At 40.4% G+C, this 18724-nt stretch carries 13 protein-coding genes; 6 read left to right on the top strand and 7 right to left on the bottom strand.

Annotated features, from left to right (window positions below; all coding sequences use genetic code 11):
* Window positions 1-7 precede the first annotated feature (7 nt).
* Window positions 8-2263: an LPS assembly protein LptD gene (gene lptD / locus N477_RS07035; RefSeq protein WP_063361800.1), complete on the bottom strand. Its 2256-nt coding sequence runs from the start codon at window positions 2261-2263 to the stop codon at window positions 8-10.
* 96 nt (window positions 2264-2359) lie between these two features.
* Here lptD and N477_RS07030 point away from each other — a divergent pair, with 96 nt between their 5' ends.
* Genes N477_RS07030 through djlA form a run of 3 tightly spaced genes read left to right on the top strand, consistent with a single transcriptional unit; the run spans window position 2360 to window position 4924 of the window.
* Complete coding sequence (locus N477_RS07030; RefSeq protein ID WP_063361799.1) at window positions 2360-3388, top strand: aminoglycoside phosphotransferase family protein; 1029 nt, start codon at window positions 2360-2362, stop codon at window positions 3386-3388.
* On the top strand, window positions 3385-4062 hold the full coding sequence (murU, locus tag N477_RS07025) for an N-acetylmuramate alpha-1-phosphate uridylyltransferase MurU (protein WP_063361798.1): 678 nt from the start codon (window positions 3385-3387) through the stop codon (window positions 4060-4062). The genes N477_RS07030 and murU overlap by 4 nt, the downstream gene beginning before the upstream one ends.
* Window positions 4052-4924: a co-chaperone DjlA gene (gene djlA / locus N477_RS07020; protein ID WP_063361797.1), complete on the top strand. Its 873-nt coding sequence runs from the start codon at window positions 4052-4054 to the stop codon at window positions 4922-4924. The genes murU and djlA overlap by 11 nt, the downstream gene beginning before the upstream one ends.
* 5 nt (window positions 4925-4929) lie before the next feature.
* Here djlA and N477_RS07015 read toward each other — a convergent pair whose 3' ends face one another.
* Window positions 4930-5802 (bottom strand): DUF3530 family protein, encoded by an 873-nt coding sequence (locus N477_RS07015; protein WP_063361796.1) that lies wholly within the window; start codon window positions 5800-5802, stop codon window positions 4930-4932.
* 130 nt (window positions 5803-5932) lie between these two features.
* Between N477_RS07015 and N477_RS07010 the strand changes: the two genes are divergently transcribed.
* The gene (locus N477_RS07010; RefSeq protein WP_063361795.1) at window positions 5933-6862 is read left to right on the top strand and encodes a DUF368 domain-containing protein; all 930 of its coding nucleotides are present in this window, start codon (window positions 5933-5935) and stop codon (window positions 6860-6862) included.
* Between the two features lie 287 nt (window positions 6863-7149).
* Window positions 7150-8595 carry a sodium:proton antiporter NhaD gene (nhaD, locus tag N477_RS07005; protein WP_063361794.1) on the top strand — a complete coding sequence of 482 codons (1446 nt, stop codon included), beginning with the start codon at window positions 7150-7152 and terminating at the stop codon, window positions 8593-8595.
* Between the two features lie 11 nt (window positions 8596-8606).
* On the opposite strand, the gene N477_RS07000 is transcribed toward nhaD, so the two are convergent.
* From N477_RS07000 to N477_RS06980, 5 genes are all read right to left on the bottom strand, one after another.
* On the bottom strand, window positions 8607-9599 hold the full coding sequence (locus N477_RS07000; RefSeq protein ID WP_063361793.1) for a 6-phosphofructokinase: 993 nt from the start codon (window positions 9597-9599) through the stop codon (window positions 8607-8609).
* Window positions 9600-9668: 69 nt separating this feature from the next.
* Window positions 9669-11501, bottom strand: coding sequence for a choice-of-anchor I family protein (locus tag N477_RS06995; protein WP_063361792.1), 1833 nt, complete (start codon window positions 11499-11501; stop codon window positions 9669-9671).
* A 160-nt stretch (window positions 11502-11661) separates the two neighbouring features.
* The gene (locus tag N477_RS06990; RefSeq protein ID WP_063361791.1) at window positions 11662-12060 is read right to left on the bottom strand and encodes an MmcQ/YjbR family DNA-binding protein; all 399 of its coding nucleotides are present in this window, start codon (window positions 12058-12060) and stop codon (window positions 11662-11664) included.
* A gap of 801 nt (window positions 12061-12861) precedes the next feature.
* A complete protein-coding gene (locus tag N477_RS06985; protein ID WP_063361790.1) occupies window positions 12862-15102 on the bottom strand; it encodes an EAL domain-containing protein in 2241 nt (746 codons plus the stop codon).
* Window positions 15103-15278: 176 nt separating this feature from the next.
* Window positions 15279-17969 (bottom strand): insulinase family protein, encoded by a 2691-nt coding sequence (locus N477_RS06980; protein ID WP_063361789.1) that lies wholly within the window; start codon window positions 17967-17969, stop codon window positions 15279-15281.
* A gap of 144 nt (window positions 17970-18113) precedes the next feature.
* Here N477_RS06980 and sixA point away from each other — a divergent pair, with 144 nt between their 5' ends.
* The gene (gene sixA / locus N477_RS06975; protein WP_063361788.1) at window positions 18114-18581 is read left to right on the top strand and encodes a phosphohistidine phosphatase SixA; all 468 of its coding nucleotides are present in this window, start codon (window positions 18114-18116) and stop codon (window positions 18579-18581) included.
* Window positions 18582-18724 lie beyond the last annotated feature (143 nt).

The following is an 18724-nucleotide window of genomic DNA, read 5'->3' as shown; positions in this document are numbered from 1 at the left end:
TTTGTTGTTAATTATTTAAAAAATAGGGCCTACGGTAGCCAAATATACCTTGTTTAAGTAAATGGCTCGCATCATATCTCGACTTACTTCCCAACCCTTTTAGCACAAAATTAAAGTTTATGCTTGAGTCGAAAATAGGGTCATGAAAATTAGTGGATTGATTCAAATCAGTCTCAATCGTTCTATTTCCTGTAATTTGAATAGCCCAGCAGCAAGATTCGTACTGTAGACCAGCAAATACTTCTACGCTTCGTTTACTTGTTAAGTCACGATGATAGCTCGCAACAACTTGCCAGTTATCGTCAATGGGTAAGCTGGTAAATATGCCGACTTGATCAATCTCATTACCTGAGACATCGTTAACGTAGTGATGGTTCAACTGTACCAGCTTTTTATTATTACCACGATAATCAATTGTCATATGTGAGCGGATCACGTCTTTTTCGTCTGCGTCGTACTGTATTCCACCAGAGAAATACCATCTTGGGTGCCAGTGAATTTTGGTTTCTGCGGCGAACAATGCATTGTAATTGTTATCGCCAAAGCGGTTATTAAGTGTATTTTCAGTTGGTTTTACTGAGTCACTTAAATAGATAATTTGGCCGACACTCAAGCTAAAGCGCTCAGTATTTTTATCGTCTAACAAGCGAGTGGTTGCACCTAAGGTAACTTGGTTTGCTTCTGAGATGTAATCAACGCCAGAAAAGCGGCGTTCTCTGAATAAACCAAAAAAGTCATCTTGCATTTTCACCGTATCGTAGGAGCCGATTTTACTTTGGTCTTTGTCTGGTGTGTATAAATACTGGATCTGTGGTTCTAAAGTTTGCGTCCCATCGTTCAGAAGAAAGTGCGTATTGCGCTCTAAGTTTAATTGTCCATGCAGTCTCACCTGTGGCAATGTACGGGACGTTGAGTCTTTAAATTCGCTGTCATTAAAATTACCATTTTGCTCATAATGCGTGTGTAATAATGCTAACTTTGAATCAAATGACCATGCATAGTCACTGATGTTATAGGTAACACTTGGCTCAAGGTGAACACGTGTTGCATCAGTAATTGTCGCATCGCTGTTTTTGAAGTGACTCATTTGCCCAGTAAATTGCCAGTCCAGACCAAGGTATTCTTCTGGGATACGGTTTTTAATCGTAATTTCTGGAAATGCAGAATAAGACTCAGCATGATTCCCCAGCACTTCAAAATTTTGCAATTGCATGTCGACGAGCCAATCTTCGCCAAGGTAACTTAATTGGCCTTTTCTAGCTAACTGTGTATCTGTCTGATTAGCGTAACTAGACCCAAGATCGGTGAGGTAGTTGTCATCGCTGACATTGGTTACATCAAAATTGGCACGCCAAAAGTCATTGAAATAGCTTTTCTGTTGCCAGTGTACTAAGTACCGCTCATCTAGGTTTGGTTCTGATTTATCGTTGGTAAGTATTTCTGTTGCTAGCGTACCAGTATGTTGTTCGGTCAAATACCTAAACTCAGCTTGCAATTGCAGCCCTTTATTTGACATATACCTGGGTGTGAGTAACGCGTCGTAGTTTTCTGCCAGATTAAAGTAATAGGGGGTGACGATTTCGATGCCATAGCGGTTTGAGCTTGATAAAGTTGGCGTTAAGAGTCCCGATTTTCTTTTATCATCGATTGGAAACGTAAAATAAGGAACATAGACGACAGGGGTGTTTAATATTTTTAATACGGTGTTATACGTTTCGCCCCAACCTTTTTCTTTATCTAGTGTGATTGTACTTGCTTCAATTTGCCAAAATGGTGACTGGCCTGGACATGTCGTAAAGCTTGAGTTAAATAAATCCACTTGAGTACTAGTCGCGCGCAACTTCTCGGCTTTTCCTTTACCCTGCTGTTCGGTCAATTGATATTGTGCGCCGAGCAAGCTAAATTCGCTTCTGTTGAGATCTGCATACATACCTGTGCTATCGACTATTGTGTAATCATCTTGAAATAGCAATGGCCCTGAGGCATTTAGAAGGCCTTTACGTTTATCGACTAATGCGCTTTGTGCTGTGACGGACATCGTATTAGTATTGACCTCAACATCACCAGAAAATTCTGCACTGTCAGTGCCTTGCAGTTCAACTTTATTTGCTTGAATATCGATGGTGTCTGGCAGTATACCTTCCATAGGTTGCCAGTCTTTTGGTTGCAGATAGTCTTTACAGAGTCCGCCAACAGTGTTCGAATTAGCGAAAACCTGTGTACTAATAAGGGGTAGGACCAAAATGCCCCAATTTTTGCTCATTTATCGACCTTGTCTACCTTGCACCACGATTCAGCAAGACATGATAAATGAAAACCGTGTTAAATACAGTAATTAAGATCAGTAATTGGTGAAAATATGGCGAGTTTTACTCCATTGGACAGATTAGAAAGAGAACATCACAGACAACAGTTTATTGAAACCCAATTTGGAGGAATTGATGAGATCGATATTACCGCTATCACAGGTGATGCAAGCTTTAGGCATTACTTCCGTATTCAAACAGCTAAGGCTGATTTTATTTTGATGGATGTGCCACCTGAAAAAGGCTCTGTCTGTGAATTTGTGCATTTAAATGAAGTATTCGCAGAAGGGGGCCTCACTGTGCCAAAAGTGTTGGCTTTTGATGATAAACTAGGGTTTGTTTTACTTGAAGATCTAGGGGTGATCCATCTTGCTGATCTTATCGAATCAGAGCACAGAGAAGCACATTATCTGACACTGTTATCTTGGCTGCCTAAAATAGCTAAGTTACCCGTATCGCGATGGATGAAAGAATATGACTCGGCATTTATAGTACAAGAGATGGAGATTTTTAAATCTTGGTTATTAGAAAAATGGCTTGGTTACGCATTGGACGATGAAAAAGCGGGCAGGTGGCAGCATTTAACCGAAAGTCTAACGCAGTGTATGTTGGCTCAACCACAAGTAGTAATGCATCGTGACTTTCACAGTCGAAATGTGATGTTTCATCAAGGAGAAGGTCGCTTAATAGATTATCAAGATGCGGTGGTAGGTCCTGTGTGTTATGACGCAGTTTCATTACTTAAAGACTGTTACGTAAAGTTACCTGAAGACGAGTTTGAAAGCTTAAAAAAAGCCAGTTATCAGCAACTGTCGAGTCATGAGCTTCTAGAGGGTATTGCATATGAGCAGTACGTTGATTACTTTAACCTTACTGGTCTTCAAAGGCACTTGAAAGCTGCGGGCATTTTTGCTCGGTTAAATCTACGTGATGGCAAGCCCGGATACTTACCCAATATTTTACCTACCCTAGATTATATTGTGGAAGCTGCTGGTGCATATGCTGAATATCAATGGCTTGCAACTTGGCTTCAATCCGAGATAATACCGATGGTACAAGATAAACTAGCAGAGTCTTTATGAAAGCAATGATCCTAGCTGCTGGGCGAGGCCAACGTATGATGCCTTTAACTGCACAGATACCAAAACCCTTGTTAACAGTGGCAGGCAAGCCTTTGATTGCGTATCACCTTGAGCGATTAAAGCGTGCAGGTATTGATCACGTTGTTATTAATCTAGCGTGGCAAGGTGAAAAGATCGAACAACATTTCGGTGATGGTAGCCAGTTGGGTATGCACATTGAGTATAGCCATGAACCTGAAGGCGGGCTTGAAACAGCTGGGGGTATTGCGATGGCACTACCCAAGTTATGCACAGAGGAAGATGTTTTTGTAGTTATTAACGGTGATATCTTTACCGATTATGACCTGCATGCTTTGACTCAATTGCAGCTTATGTGTGGTGAGGCACATATCGTACTGGTAGAAAACCCTGCACATAACCCTGATGGCGATTTTCGTTTAACGCATCAGCCACTCAATGAACAGACCTATACATTTTCTGGCATAGGTTTGTATCACAAAGATTTTTTTAGAGATGTGATGATTTCAAAAAGGCCGCTTGGCCCGATGTTACGAGCAGCGATAGACGAGCATATGTTATCTTGTGAGCTGTTTTTGGGTCAGTGGCATGATATTGGGACACCTGAAAGACTTAAGGAAATTAACATCGTGATGGAGTCTAGTGATGTGGGGTAAGCTGATAGGTGCAGGTTTTGGCTTTTTGTTTGGCAAATGGTTAGGTGCGATTTTAGGTTTTTATCTGGGTCATCTGTTTGATAAAAGCTTAAAACAAGACTTCGATAAAGCCGGCGGGTTTCAAGGTTTTTTTAGTGGAGATGACCTTAACGAGCGCCAAGCACTGTTTTTTTCCAGCTGTTTTGCTGTGATGGGGCATATTGCAAAATCAAACGGTAGAGTAAGTGAAGTGCATATTCAAGCCGCATCTGCCTTTATGGATGAAATGGCCTTACACGGAGATGATAGAAGAGAAGCGCAAAGTGCTTTTAATGCCGGCAAACAGGCAGAATTTTCTATTAAAGAGTCGGTGCACGATTTTAAAGAAGCTTTTGCTAGGCGATACGATTTACTGCAGTTGTTTTTGGAAATCCAAATCCAAATGGCTTTTTCTGATGGTCATCTATCAGCCAAAGAGCTCGAGCTTTTGAAGTTAGTAAGTAAGTACTTAGGTATTGGCGGGAAGCATTTTAATTTTGTCTTGAAACGCTATCAGGCAGAATTTAAGTTTCGTCAACAGCGTGCTCAGTGGCAGTCTCAGCAGAATAATCGGCAGTCTAATCAATCACACAAAAGTGGATATCAACAGTCGCACCACAACACAGTGGCACCTGAGCCTGAAATTTCTCGAATTCAAGCATTAGCTGTACTCGGGTTAGAACAAGGAGCTAGCGAGAAGGAGATAAAACGTGCATATCGCAAACTCATGGCCCAGCACCACCCAGATAAATTGGTTTCGCAGGGTTTACCTGAGCATATGATGGAAGTGGCAAAAGTAAAATCGCAAAATATACAAGCAGCTTATGAGGTCCTAAAAAAGTAGTGTTGTTATAATTGTCGCAAAAAACCTGACAACTCTTTTTGTAGTCGGTAATGTTGGCTTTCTTGTGTATTTTGACCAAATAACTGCCTTTGACGGTAATCGTATTTACTGTTTCTTTTTGCCCAACGGCGCCTATCTTTCACTGTATGGAGCACAGCAGGGTTATCATAAGAATAAAATACATCCAATAATGCTGGACTCACTAAAGAGAGACTGGCTGCAAGGTGCTTGTTCCTGTTAGGGTTGGCAAGCTGTGCACTGACAGTGATCAAAGCATCTACTCGTATCTGTGGCAAGGTTGCGAGATGCTCTGCAAACAGACCTGCACTGTTACCAAAAGCTAAAATGGCGATATGTTCGTTTTCTCTCAGCGCCAGTGTCTTATAAAGTGCATCGAAGCGCGCTACTAGCTCCATCTTATAATCATTGAGCGCTGATTCACTGACAGAAGAAACAACATTTTGCTGCCTCGATTTCGGTTGGTTTTGCTCTGTATCGACTATACCGTCTTGTATCATATTTACGTTGATATTCAGATCTGGGGATGGGATAACATATGTATCATAACCATCATCGTTAAGTGCTTCTCTTAGGTAACTTAATCCATTGCCATGCAGTGGTGATTGTTCAATCCCAGGGAGCATTACAATAATACCGCGCTTACTGCTACTCATATACTCAGAAAACAGCACAGGGACCTCTCGTTCGTCATCTTTGATGGTTATAAACGAGTCATTAGCTAGCCAGTATCCTAAATCAGATTTGATGATCTCTGTTTTTGGCTGGGGAGCAATATGCTCTGCTGCTTGACTTAAACTGTTAAGTGCAAACATGACGCTGAAATAAAGTGTCAAACTTAACTTGGTCTGTTTTCTCATGGTGCCAGCGAATAAAAATGTATTGATTAGTTTATCTATCGACTAAAAGCCCTTGAGCTTTAGTATTTTAATTTGTGAATTTGATACAATAGACAAATATGCAGTAATGGAAATGAGAGGATGTCTAAATATGGCAGACAGTAAGCGCGATTACATTTGGTTGTTTTTTAAAGGAGCTGGCATGGGGGCTGCTGACCTGGTTCCCGGTGTTTCTGGCGGGACTGTGGCATTTATTACAGGCATATATGCCCGCCTATTAGCAGCCATTAAAAGCGTGGATGTTACAGTATTAAAAATGATTTTAAAGGGCCAAATTAAGGAAGCATGGTCGCATATTGATGGTAACTTTCTGCTTGCGGTATTTGGTGGATTATTTACAAGTGCTTTAGCTTTATCAAAAATCATTGCTTATTTACTCGAGCACCACCAAACTTTTGTTTGGTCGTTCTTTTTTGGATTGATAATTGCCTCATTCGTTTACATTGCCAAGCAAGTTAAACGTTGGCAGTTACAACATATTGTCAGTTGCACATTGGGTGTGATCATTGCGGTAATGATAACATCGTTAAGTCCTGCAGAAGCACAAGCACAGCCATGGTTCTATTTTGCTGCGGGCAGCATCGCTATTTGCGCGATGATATTACCAGGTATCTCAGGTAGCTTTATTTTGTTGTTACTGGGTATGTACGGCCATGTATTAACTGCGGTCAATGAACGAGAGTTTATGCTCATTGGTTTGTTTTTGCTGGGATGTGTATGTGGACTGATGATTTTTTCAAGGTTTTTATCTTGGTTATTAGCAAGGTTTGAACAAGTAACTTTTGCATTGTTGGCTGGGTTTTTAATTGGCTCGCTAAATATGTTGTGGCCATGGAAAAAAGTAGTTTCTACTTATGTCAATTCAAGTGGAGTAGAGAAACCATTGACGCAAAAAAATATCTCGCCTATGGAGTTCTCTCAGTTGACAGGCCAAGATGCGCAATTAGGCATTTGTATTGCACTCGCTGTATTTGGACTCTGCTTGATCCTTGCTCTGGATAAACTTAGTCATCAGGATTAACTCAGTCATCAGCACGTTGCTCATCGGGCTCAAATGCAACGTGCTACCCTTACTACTTCCTTTATTTTTAACCCCATCGCAATACTTATTTTGTGGTATGCAATAAATTCAAGGTAACAATATAATCACATTTGTGGTTTATCATGTAATACAAGACAAAATGCCATGCTTTAACCTGTAGTTTCGTAAACTAGCTGTAAAATTAGACTAGAGTACAATGTCGCAAGTGTAAAAAGTGTGTTACTTTCTGGCGAAGATGTACTCACTAAACAAGGAAACACCTTGAAATGAAACTTGTAGGGATCAGTTGCCTGCTATTGTTCTGTTTGCTGGGGATCAATTTTTCAGCGTTCGCTTCTACCACCCAACTTGACTTAACTGCTAATACACTAGGGTTTGTATGTATCGCCATTTTTGTCGTTGCATATACACTGGTGATGCTTGAAGAAAAGCTGCATATGCGTAAATCCAAACCTGTCTTGGTCGCTGCAGGTTTAATCTGGATTTTAATTGGTGCATTTTATATCGAGCAAGGCATGCCAGATGCGACTGAGCATGCGTTTCGTCATAACTTACTCGAGTTTGCTGAGTTGATGCTGTTCTTACTGGTTGCGATGACCTATATCAATGCGCTTGAAGAGCGCAGATTGTTTGATGCGCTGCGTGCTTGGATGGTGAGAAAAGAATTTAATTATAAAACCCTATTTTGGTTAACTGGATTTCTATCATTTTTTATCTCCCCGATTGCAGATAACTTAACGACTGCTTTGCTCATGTGTGCTGTGGTGATGAAAGTTGCAGAGGGAGATAAAAAGTTCATTAATTTGAGTTGTATAAACATCGTTGTGGCTGCAAATGCTGGCGGTGCATTTAGTCCCTTTGGTGATATTACCACCTTGATGGTGTGGCAGGCAGGCATGGTTAAATTTAACGAGTTTTTTGTCTTGCTTGTGCCATCTATTGCCAATTATGTAGTTCCAGCGGCGATTATGAGCTTTTTTGTTGCAGATAAGAAGCCTGCCGCAAGCTGCGAAAGTGTTGAGCTTAAACGCGGTGCGCTGCGTATTCTTACGCTCTTTTTACTTACTGTCGCTACCGCAGTAATGTGCCATAGCTTACTGCATTTACCTCCTGTACTTGGCATGATGATGGGGTTGGGGTATTTACAGTTTTTCGGATATTTCTTGAGAGTGACATTACCCGGATCTCTGGCTCGTAAAATGGCAATGGCAGAGCGTGAAGGCGATAAAGAGCGATTGAAAAAGCTCGGTAGTGTTGTTCCTTTTGATGTCTTCAGTAAAGTATCAAGGGCTGAGTGGGATACTTTACTGTTCTTTTACGGCATTGTTATGTGTGTTGGGGGACTTGGTTTCTTAGGGTATCTAAATCTCATGTCTCATGTGCTGTATGGCGGCTGGTCTGCAACAGGGGCGAATGTTTTCTTGGGTGTTATTTCTGCTGTCATTGATAATATTCCTGTTATGTTTGCAGTATTATCGATGCAACCTGAAATGTCTCATGGACAATGGTTACTGATAACTTTGACCGCAGGTGTGGGCGGGAGCCTACTCTCTATCGGATCCGCAGCTGGAGTTGCCTTAATGGGGCAAGCTAGAGGTAACTACACCTTTTTTGGTCACTTAAAATGGACCCCAGTCATTGCACTCGGTTATGCTGCCAGCATTGCAGTACACCTTTGGTTAAATGCTGATTTATTCACTATTTATGGCTAGCACATGTCTGTTTAGTTGTTTAATTTAGATATATGGTGGTAGGCCGAGTGTAGTGCTTGGTCTACTGGCTTGTTTTGCTCAGTAGCTCTGATAATACAATGCCGCGAGATTTGACCACTGACTTTCCCCACCATGATCCCTGTACTATTTTTTGCTGCTCTCACCGCTTCAATACCTAACTCTGTGGCTAAGATACGATCCTCAGGGCAGGGGCTTCCACCGCGTTGTATATAGCCCAATACACATACAGCGCTTTCAATGTTAGCTGTGTCTTTTAAAGCTTGTTGCAGTCCATGGGGCCCATTGGGCCAGAGGTTTTCAGCTAATACAATCACAAAGCCTGTATGTTGCTCTACTAGTTGCGATTGTATTTGAGCTATCAGGTGAGATTTAGCTTGTTCTAAATTCTTGAGGTTGCAGTTTTCAAATGAAAGAATTGCTTCAGCACCTGCTGCCAAGCCGACATTAAATGCGATATGGCCACTGCGACGACCCATGACTTCGATAATAAAAACGCGTTCGAATGCATTGGCTGTGTCACGAATCTTATCTATAGCCTGTGTTGCCGTATTAACGGCACTGGCAAAGCCAATCGTTTTATCTGTACAAGCGATATCATTATCTATGGTTGCGGGTACACCAATAAGGTTACCGGGCCAGTAATTCTGTAGTGCCATCATGCCTCTAAACGAACCATCCCCGCCGATGACGATAAGTGCATCTACCTTGTGTTTTGTGAGCGTATTGGCAACTTGTTTTACCCCTGCATCCTGATGCATCTCTTTACAGCGAGCACTTTTTAAAATTGTGCCCCCGCGCTGGATAATAGGGGAAACAAGCTCGGGCGTTAGAAGTATGAACTCATCATTTATAAGGCCATTATAGCCATGGTAAAAGCCGAAACATTCGATATGTTGTTCATGACATGAAAATACAATCGCGCGTATTACAGCGTTCATGCCAGGCGCATCGCCGCCACTGGTGATAATTGCTATGCGGTTCATTAATTCCCCCGATAAAAAAGGAGCATGCAAATTTTAGCCTAGACAGCGATGCATAAATGTCAAAGTTGTCTACTGGCTGGATAAAGACCAAATTGACACACTACCTGAAATCTCATTTCCTACAATTAGCAAAGCTTCTCCTGTTGGGCTTTGTGCTTGATCAATGAATACCATGCCTTCTGGGGCGAGGTCTCCACTTATTTGCGCACCTGCTTCTAGCCCTCTGTTGATCATATAAGTATGCATGGTGACATTAAATGGATTGCTAACGTCGTAGACTAAGATGCCGCCCATTCTTTCTAAGCCAATAAATGCATAAGTACGGTCATTGATTTGACCGATTGCAAGCGCTTCTGGTTCGGCGCCTTTTGCATCTGAACGTGTATCACCCTTGTTTTCATCTTCATCATTATTGAAAGCTTCGCCATGGATGGATGCTGTGATTTTCCCAATGTCATCACCTGAGTCATATACTCTATGACCATGATGATCCCAGATTGAAAATGAGCGGGCACCATAGGTGTAAAGCGCTTCATATTGATTGTCGTTGTCTGAATCACCCAGTACGGTACTTACTTTTAGTCTGCCGATATCTTGATCATCATTATTTAGGTAGTCGAAGTTGTTGTTGAGTGTTAAATCTTCAGCTCTTATCTCATCAGTGTAAGCTAGACAGCCGTCATCATTGTCGAATTCCAGCCCGCCTTCAGCTAAACAAGTTGCTTCGTCAGGAGAATCAAAAAAGTATTCCCGACCATCGCCTTCATTAGCAGAAATAATGAAGTTGGCGCCTTGCCACTGGTAGGCTGCAATCGTATCTGGTTGATACATACCGTATAACCCAGGGTATGCTGCGAAGTTAATTGCGTTGTCTTTATCTGATGCATCAAGCGTCGATTTACCCCAGTCTTTAAAGCCAAGACCAAGTATGGACAGGCTATTATCAATTAAGTCGACTTTGGCAATTGCATTATTTTCTTGTAGCGAAACATAGGCATAGCGACTGTCTTTGCTGATGGTGACATATTCAGGCTCTAGGTCCATCGATACAGTCGTATTAATGGTATTGCCTTTGATTGTACGCCCCGTCGGGTTTGCAAATACAACACCTTGGTTTTTTAGCACAGCTAACTGACTATCAAACTGATTGAAATTTAGAATGTTTGCGGTATCGGATACTTGATCGTTATTTATGTCGATGACTGCGATGCTACCTTCTGGGTCGATACTATAATCCCCTTTGGGTTCTCCTTCATTTGCGACTACGACCTTTTGCCCGTCAGGGCTAAATGTAACCATGTCTGGCAGATAGCCAACAGTCACCGCTTTTATAAACTTAGGCGTGTCAGCAATATCGAAAAATACGATTTTACCTGATTGGCCTGTGTCTTTGGCGATTGCGACAGCGAGTAAGTTATCGTGAATAGCTAGGCTGTTTGCATCGCCAGTTTCAAATTCACTCAGGTTGATACTGGTATTGCTCTGTAAATTGGTATTGGTTACCACACCTTCTGCATTTTTTGTCAGTGTTTGTGGATCCATGTCTGCAATATTGATTATTTCAATTGTAGCTGGTGAAGAAGAGCTGTTTAGGGCAAAGATACGCTGACCTTGAGCGTGGTAAGCAACTATCTCTGCAGCGCCTTCTGGACTTTCTGCGTTGAGCACTGCTCGGCCAATAAGCTTTGGAGTAATTTGTTGGAGTGAGTCTAATCCTGCTGCACCATCCACACCGTTTGTACCCGGGTCCCCTTTATCTCCCTTGTCGCCAGTGCTACCAGTCTCTCCGATCTGGCCGTTGCTTCCATCTTTGCCATCGACTCCATTTCTGCCATCTTCGCCATCAAAAGTACAGCCTGTTAGTAAAGCTGAGATAAGTAATGGAAGTACAAGTTGCTTCATTTTCGTTTAGTCCCAAAATATTATTGAATTTAGGAACATAATTAAACATAAATAATTTACAGCTAAGTGACAAAGAAGCGTTTAGACACAAAAAATACATATTTGAAGGGGGAGTTGATATAAGTTAAATGGCCCTCGCACTGAGTGCGAGGGAGGCCAATTAATTACCACCAGCGGTGATACGGTTCAACTCTTCACGTTGCGCTGTAGGCAGGTTGTCTACAACAATGTTGTATGAGTCATCAATCAACTTTTTTAACTCATCTTCGGGAATGCTGCCATCAAGCACGATGGTGTTCCAAAGACGTTTGTTCATATGGTACCCAGGTACAATCGACGAATATTTGTCACGCAGTAACAATGCTTCATCTGGATCGCACTTTAAGTTTAGCCACCAAACTGGCTCACCATTTTCGTTTGTTTGGCCTTCTTTACCTTCATAAAGTGTTGCAAACATTTTGTGTTGCACTTTATACACATCTACTTCTTGTGCAAATGGCTTGGTAATAAAGGTCCCAGGCTTTGCCTGTAAATAATTATGTACACTCTTCTGATCCATAGCCCGTGTCCTTGAAAAACTATATTAATTAAAACAACATGGGGCTAATTTTAGCAGCTATTGAGAGAATTCTGTAATGAGTAAGACTTCTTATGCAAAATGTCATGAAATAACAAACATAGTTGACAAATCTAGGTTCGATACTATCCACCTAATTACATAAATCAAATTTACAATCCATTGAAATTTATTAAATTAGAGAAGATAAGTTCGAAAAATATGTCTAATAGACTTTTCTCATCATTAAACTATCTCAAGTAGGCATTAAATGCGCTACTTTTGGGGTAGCTGCAAACTACACCATGACCGACTGATCTAACAAGTACTACCTGAACTACTTACTACTAACTTTAGTCTAGTATTCGTAAATACACTATTACGATTTACCAAACCTAGTTTTACATGGTGAAATAGTGAATGTATGTCACTGCCCTAACCGCAATTTGCAGCTAAATTGTATCTGGTTACACTTTTTTATGATGCAATAAAGCGGTAATTAATGACTAAACTCTAATAATAAACTGTTTATTAAAGAGTTTTTCATTTCAAAGACCATGTAGTCCCTATTTTAGCACTAAATATTCTGCAATAACTTGTTTCTTCAAGGCTGGTATTAAATTAAATAATGCAATATTTTGCAACAATTTTATGTTTTTGATTGGTTTTTATCCGTAAAATGATGGTTTTGTCCGATTTTAAGACTGCGTTTGTGACATTACCTCTACAGGCTTAATTTAACTCGCTGAGAGCTTAAGATAGGTTGAAATAGTAAAATGTGATTAAATTTAGATTATTTAGCAATTAATTAACGAGTTGTAGGCTTGGTTTTATATCATTTTCCGCTTGTAAGAAGTGCTCAAACTCGTCACTAGAAAGCGGTTTGGAATAGTAGTAACCCTGTATTGTTTGACACTCTAACTGCTTTAGTAGAGCCAGCTGCTCTTCTTCTTCAACACCTTCAGCAACGACATGAAGATCTAGGTTATGTGCAATAGTAACGATAGAATCTACCATATTGCGACCTCGCTCGCTGCCCATATCATCTATAAAGGCCTTATCAACTTTGAGTGTATTAAGCGGAAATTGCTTTAAATAGGCCAATGACGAGTATCCCGTACCAAAGTCATCCATTGCAAGGTGAATTCCACGGGAGCTTAGCGATCTCATAATTGAAATTGCTTCTTGAGGATCGTCCATAACTGTTCCTTCTGTAATTTCAAGTTCAAGAAAATATGAAGGAAGTTGATTTTTTTGCAAGATAATATCAATGCGGGCAGTTAAATCAGGTAAGCTAAACTGTTTCGCAGATAAGTTCACGGCTACTCGGCCATTGAAAAGTCCTTTGTCTACCCATCGTTTTACATCTTTACATGCTTTATCAAGTACTACTTCGCCAATTTCAATAATTTGTCCGGTTTCTTCAGCAATTGGTATAAACACTCCTGGACTTATAATTCCTTTCTTAGGTGTAATAAACCGAACAAGTGCCTCCATACCGACGAGTTTTCCGGTTCTTATGTCCATCTTGGGCTGATAGTAAACTATAAAATGATCTTCTTTTAGGCCAAAGCGCATCAAGTTTTCAATTTGCAAACGTTTGACTGCTTGCTCATTCATTGAATCGTTAAAAAATAAATAGTGATTGCCTTTTTGCTTGGCATGATACATTGCAGTATCTGCGTTTTTCAGAAGAATTTCAGGCGTTTTTCCATCCTCAGGAAAGAGCACAATACCAACTGAAGAGGTGATCACCAATTCATGGTTTGCCATTTTAAACGGGGTTGCAATGGCTGCTAGAAACTGCTTAGCGACCTTTGTGATTGTATGTATGTCATTTGTGCCGGACATGACGAGTGCAAATTCATCACCGCCTAAACGATAGAATGTATCTTGCTGGCGGCATAATTTGTTTAATCTCATGGAGAGTTTAGAAAGTAAGCTATCGCCCAGCTGATGACCAAGAGAGTCGTTTATCTTTTTGAAGTTGTCCAAATCAAAAACCAACAAAGCGTGATGAGTACCTTGCTGAGAGAGCTTTTTTAAATTGGTAAAAAATAAATTTCGATTAGGCAGCCCTGTGATTCTGTCTCTATTTGAAAGATTGTGCAGCTGCGATTCTGCTTTTTTTCTCTCTGTGAGATCTGAGAAGACAACAACATAATTGGTCACATGACCATGGCTGTTCTTAATCTCATCAATCGTTACCTCTATGGGTAGCATACTACCTTTATGATCATAAATTTTCAGCTCCTCTTGCCAATGCTCAGTTTCTTTTAGAGCGGACTTTATTTGTCTTATAAAGCGACTGTCATATCCAGGTAGCTGAAATTCTGACTCGATATATTGTGCCCGTTTTCCGCCAAATACTCTTAAATAACTTGGATTAAGATCGACTAGCTTGAAGTTATGGTCATAAATAGCAATGGCATCGGTCAGTGACTCTACACATTTAGCAAATAAATTCAGACGTTCTTCGGTACTTTTTAAGTGATTTATATCTCTCACTGTACCCGTCATTCTTAGCGGGTTGAGATTGTCATCTTTACTAATTACTTTCCCTTTATCTAGTACCCAGTGGTATTGGTTAAGGTTGTCTCTTAAACGATAAGAAGCTTCAAAGAAAGCGGTTTTTTCAGCGAAATGCAATTTAAGCTGTTTCTCAACGAGTGGAATATCTTGTGGATGTATGCGCTTAGCATTGGGAATAAAGTGATTACTTTTCTCTTCATTTAATGCGTATTTATCATTAATACGAATAATATCACCAGATTGAATGTTCCAATCCCACAGTGTGTCACCACTGCCTTCGACGGTACTTTTCAGCCATTTTTCAGACATACGAAGGTTGTCCAATTTGCGCTTAGCATTTCGATTTAGGAGCAGAGTGATGAAAAATGGAGCCAAACAGGCTAAAGCCACAGCCAAAAAAGTCTGAGGAGTACTTAAAAGGGGCTCTAAAAATGCTGATGCGTGTACAGGGGTACTCAAAGCAAAAAGATAAATAAGAGCCAATAAAATTCTTATATTGTTTTTATATACCATAGTGTACAAGATTAATACATTCACCGTTAATCTAATCGAAACAACCAGCCTGAGTCAAAGCATAATTGATGAAATATGGAAACACTTGCGGTAGTTGGTTGTTTTATGGCTGTTCACTCTGGTAGTCAGTAAGCTTTTCTACTATCCAGTTCAAATCTTCCAGACCTAATCCAAAACTAATTAATGGTTAAAGTAATACTTGGAAACTCCTTGTTGGAGATTTGGCAAATAAAATGCCTCAATTCTTTGAATGTAAGCTTATTGAGCTCATCTAATAATTGAGCTTGCATTGAAAAAGTATGATCATCATTTCCGATTGCTATCCAAAAGCGTTGTGATCGTAGACGTAAATTTTTATCTTTTTCTGCTATTTGTGACTTCAGGCTAGATTTCACGTCTAACCAGTGTTGCCCATCAAACTCATCAATATTCGAGACAAAGTCATTTAAAAATTGCTGGTGGTACTTTAATAAGTCTCCGCTGTGGTAATTCGGAGACTGAATATAAAAAGCGATACCGGCTCGAGTATTAAATGGCGCATAGCCAGCACCTACTAAGTAACCCAATTGCTGTTCGGTACGAAGCTTTTCAAAATAATGCTGACTTACAAGCTGGTTGAAAGCCATGATTTTTATTTTATCTTGTACATTGGGTGTTGGTGCTTGAATGTAGTGTACAAAGGCGTGCTCATTGTTTGCGCTCTCAAAGTGCTCAATTTGGCGTTGCTTAATTGTTTCAAGTGGTTTCTTGAGATCTTCTAATATTTCGCTTTTCGCAAAGCTACAGAGTAACTGTTGCTCAGTTACAATTGCGTGTTGACTTTGCCAATTACCATGTAAAAAAGCTTTTGCATGTATTGAAGTGAAAAATGAGTCCCTAAACGCATTAAACTCGTTAAAACACACATTTTTCAGCGCGCTTGCTAACTCATTTGGAGTTGGGTTCCAGGGCATAAGCTTCGCACCTAAAATACTGAATAACTCGCTAACTGGCTTATTTTTATTGTGGTTTTGCCAATGTCGGATCAGCTGCTTTTTATATTCAGCAAACCTTGCCGCACTGATAGGCTGTTTTTGCAGAGCTTCAACAAGTTGAGATACAAGTTTAAGTTGAGATGCTGAGAGCCCAGCTGTGTGCAATGTTAATCCGCCTTGGTGTGATGTCAGGTGGTAACTTAATCCTGCTAATTCAGCCGAGTAAAATTGCTCAGCAACACTATCCATAAATAAATCGGCAAACAATCGTGTTAGGGCCATTGATGTATGATTTAGTATAGAGGTCTCAGAGTCTATCTCTAGATAAAAGTGTCCTTTGGTAACCCTAAATGTTGCATCTTGTTTAAACCAAAAGGCAAAACCCGGTCGTTCTTGCAGTCGAGTAGGGATATGTGTTGTTGACTCGATGTCAAATAGCGTATTTTCTTCGCTAAGATAAGGGTTTACATTAGGTAAACGCATCTCTGGTAATGGTTCATTTATTCGTGCAAGTGCATCTAACCACTGTTGATTGATTTTCACGACTTGATATGGCGTGTTATACCACTGTGCAATTTTGTTTATAGCATCAGTTTCATCTGTTGCTGTTGGGTGAATAAGTACAAGGCGCATATTATTAGGCGTTAAATAGCCCATTAGTTCAGTATGTAGAGTTTGATTAAAGCGTTCCATACAATAGTCGCCGTAGAGGGTGTACTCTTCACTGTAGTGATGCATGTTTACGCTGACATTGCTGACCCAGTCAATAAGTTTGTTGACTTCCTGATTGTCGAAAGCTAGTTCCATCAGACGTTTCTTATCTGCGTAAAGAGCTGGCAAAGTGTGATGCTGTACTTGAATCAGACTTATATACTCAAATAACATTTCAACGATGTCTTCATAAAATTCAATGCCCAAATCTGTGAGCGCAAAGCTGATGTTGAAATCTTTAAAATTACTGCCATTCACACCGCCACCGGCAGATAGGGCGTTGATCCAACCATTTTTTTTTAAAATTGCATACAGTGAGCCTTCTCCTTCATATCCCAATAAATGAGCTAGAAAGCTGAGACTTTTATAGCGATATAACTCATCTATATTTGGCATGGCGAAACTGACGATCAGCTTTTGTAGATGCTTTCTTGGTTTAATTTGTAGTTTTAATCCAAGATCTTGTTGTCGATAAAACGGCACTTTAATCTTGGGTTTTGGCAGATTCCTGTCACCAGAAATGGTATTAAAGTGTACTCGAGCAAGCTTTTCAAGCTCGATTAATGTTTGTGGGCCTGCAACGACGAGTGTCATCCATTGAGCTTGATAGTGTTGTTTAAAAAATTGAATGACTTCACTGTGAATATCACCGTGTTTATCACCTAAGGTATCGTGATTGCCAACTGAAAATTTGGTAAATGGATGCGCCGGGTTTGCTGTTTCCTTATGCGCTTGAATGATACGGCGGTTATCATCTTTTACTTTTAGGTTAAATTCAGCATCTATCGCATTACGCTCATCAAGCAGTGCGCTTTGTTCGAAGCTTGGGGCTATAAAAAAGTCAGCAAAGCGAGGGAGCAGAGAACCAAGTTCGGCTGCTATGCAATCAAAAAAGTAACAAGTATGCTCTGTGCCTGTCCAAGCATTACTATTGCCACCGTGCTGATTAACGATTTGAGCAAACTCCCCTTTGATTGGGTATTGCTCTGTACCCAAAAACAGCATATGCTCAATAAAGTGAGCCATACCTTGGCGATTAACTGGATCGTCAAAGTGGCCAACGTTTATCGTTAAAGAGACTGCGGATTTTTCACTGCTAGGGTCTGTTATGAGTAAAGCCTTAAGACCATTGTCCAGTGTAACGTGCTTATATTGTTTATTATCATTGTTGCTTAATTTCAAGTTAACGCCGCCGATATAATAAGTGAGACAGTCTTAAAAGCAGTAAACCGCTTACCAGTTCTAAGTAATTTGTTTTAATATAGCGGACTTGCAGCTAGGTTTACTACTGAATCGAGATAAAAAGCCAATACTTTTCGGAGAGCTATGAAAACAATATTGATAATGCGTCATGGTGAAGCCGGTCCAATGCAAGCAAATGATGCTGCGCGTTTATTGACTGAACGCGGCCAATTAGATGCATTAAACATGGGGCAGTGGTTATCTAACAACCATAAGCCTAATGCATTGCTTGTCAGCCCATATTTACGCGCACAACAAACCGCAGATGCTGTAAAGCAAAGTAATGAGTTTTCTTATCAAGAGACGTGTTCTGATATTATCCCGAGCGGCAGTGCTTCTTTTGCCATCGATTATTTAGAAACACTCATCAGTATGCATGACGAAATAGACACGTGGCTAGTGATAGCTCATATGCCTATTGTAAGTTATATGATAGATCAACTAGTGCCGGGAGAAATGCCTATTTTTCCAACTGCTGGCGTTGCTATTGTTGAATATTGTCCAAAAACACACAAATCAAACTATAAAGGCTTGCAAGCTCCAAGTGTATAGTGTCAGTTTGACATGTATTTGGGGCGGAGTAATTACTGCCACTATTATTTAGAACTTCTCTTATTGGGAGGGTTAAATTTATTTTAACCCTGTTACGGAACCTTTTTTAAATATCACGTTCAAATCACATATCTATTGCTATC

The organism is Pseudoalteromonas luteoviolacea H33-S, assembly GCF_001625695.1.
GTDB lineage: Bacteria > Pseudomonadota > Gammaproteobacteria > Enterobacterales > Alteromonadaceae > Pseudoalteromonas > Pseudoalteromonas luteoviolacea_B.
This window is presented reverse-complemented; position numbering and strand designations above follow the sequence as displayed.

Excerpts from the sequence above, each read along its gene's own strand:
- N477_RS06995 (WP_063361792.1), bottom strand. The coding sequence starts at position 11,501 with ATGAAGCAACTTGTACTTCCATTACTTATCTCAGCTTTACTAACAGGC.
- N477_RS07015 (WP_063361796.1), bottom strand. The coding sequence starts at position 5,802 with ATGAGAAAACAGACCAAGTTAAGTTTGACACTTTATTTCAGCGTCATG.
- N477_RS06990 (WP_063361791.1), bottom strand. The coding sequence starts at position 12,060 with ATGGATCAGAAGAGTGTACATAATTATTTACAGGCAAAGCCTGGGACC.
- sixA (WP_063361788.1), top strand. The coding sequence starts at position 18,114 with ATGAAAACAATATTGATAATGCGTCATGGTGAAGCCGGTCCAATGCAA.
- lptD (WP_063361800.1), bottom strand. The coding sequence starts at position 2,263 with ATGAGCAAAAATTGGGGCATTTTGGTCCTACCCCTTATTAGTACACAG.
- djlA (WP_063361797.1), top strand. The coding sequence starts at position 4,052 with ATGTGGGGTAAGCTGATAGGTGCAGGTTTTGGCTTTTTGTTTGGCAAA.
- N477_RS07000 (WP_063361793.1), bottom strand. The coding sequence starts at position 9,599 with ATGAACCGCATAGCAATTATCACCAGTGGCGGCGATGCGCCTGGCATG.
- N477_RS06985 (WP_063361790.1), bottom strand. The coding sequence starts at position 15,102 with ATGGTATATAAAAACAATATAAGAATTTTATTGGCTCTTATTTATCTT.
- murU (WP_063361798.1), top strand. The coding sequence starts at position 3,385 with ATGAAAGCAATGATCCTAGCTGCTGGGCGAGGCCAACGTATGATGCCT.
- N477_RS07030 (WP_063361799.1), top strand. The coding sequence starts at position 2,360 with ATGGCGAGTTTTACTCCATTGGACAGATTAGAAAGAGAACATCACAGA.
- nhaD (WP_063361794.1), top strand. The coding sequence starts at position 7,150 with ATGAAACTTGTAGGGATCAGTTGCCTGCTATTGTTCTGTTTGCTGGGG.
- N477_RS07010 (WP_063361795.1), top strand. The coding sequence starts at position 5,933 with ATGGCAGACAGTAAGCGCGATTACATTTGGTTGTTTTTTAAAGGAGCT.